This window comes from Vibrio sp. 811 (genome assembly GCF_033339195.1).
This window is the reverse complement of the sequence record NZ_JAWOUB010000085.1, coordinates 1-1196: the sequence shown is the minus strand read 5'-3', so window position 1 is coordinate 1196 and position 1196 is coordinate 1. Positions and strand designations below refer to the sequence as shown.

Annotated in this window: 1 protein-coding gene; it reads left to right on the top strand. The window is 49.5% G+C overall.

The features are described 5' to 3' along the window. On the top strand, window positions 1-1196 hold a 1196-nt coding region (locus R7Q46_RS24975), incomplete at both ends, for a transglycosylase domain-containing protein (RefSeq protein WP_318077902.1).

Sequence of the window (1196 nt, the reverse complement as noted above, 5' to 3'; positions counted from 1 at the left end):
GATGGTGTTTCACCATTGGCTATTGCCCGTGCTTTAGTGGCGAACATCAAAGCGGGTCGCACCGTTCAAGGTGGCAGTACCTTAACGCAGCAGCTAGCGAAAAACTTATTTCTAACCCGTGATAAAACGCTGTGGCGTAAGGTGCGCGAAGCTTATATTGCGCTTATTCTTGATTACCGTTACAGCAAAGACCGCATTTTAGAAGCCTACCTCAATGAAGTGTATTTGGGTCAAAGCGGCGGCGAAGCGATCCACGGTTTTGGCTTAGCATCACGCTACTACTTTGGGCAGCCAATCCAAGAGTTGCGAATTGATCAACTTGCGATGCTGGTGGGCATGGTGAAAGGACCGTCGTATTACAATCCTGTTCGCTATCCTGAGCGCACTAAAGAGCGTCGAGACTTGGTGCTTCGATTGCTGATGCAACAAAACATGCTCACATCGCAGCAATATGAACAAGCTGTGAGTCGACCTCTTGATACACAAAGCAAACCACGTATTGCGAGCCGTCAGCCTGCATACTTCCAGCGATTGAATATCGAGCTGAAAGAGAAGGTCGGTGATCGCTTCAAGGCTGAAACTGGTCTGCGCGTGTTTACGTCTCTCGATCCTGTCTCCCAAAGTAAAATGGAGCAGGCTATCGCGAAGAAAATACCGGATTTAGCGAAGCGAGGCGGCAAAGAACTCGAAGCTGCTGCCGTGGCTGTTGATCGCCACAGTGGTGAAATTCGTGCCATGGTTGGTGGTAAACGCGTGGGTTATGAAGGCTTTAACCGTGCGCTTAATGCTAGTCGTCCAATTGGTTCGTTGGTCAAGCCTGCGATTTACCTGACCGCGCTTGAACAGCCAGACAAATACAATTTGGGGACGACGCTGCACGACACGCCTCTAAGTTTGAAAGGTAGCAAAGGCTCGGTGTGGACTCCGCGTAACTACGACCGTAAATATCGTGGTGATGTGCCACTTTACCTTGCGCTTGCGAAGTCATTGAATGTACCAACGGTAAGGTTGGGGATGGAGCTTGGTATTCCTGAAGTATCTGGCACACTTGAACGCTTAGGCGTCAACAAAGATGAGATTCGTCCTGTGCCTTCTATGTTCTTGGGCTCGTTTTCATTGACGCCATTTGAAGTGGCGCAAATGTACCAAACACTGACTAACTCGGGTAAACGTGCTAAGTTGACCGCGCTTCGTTC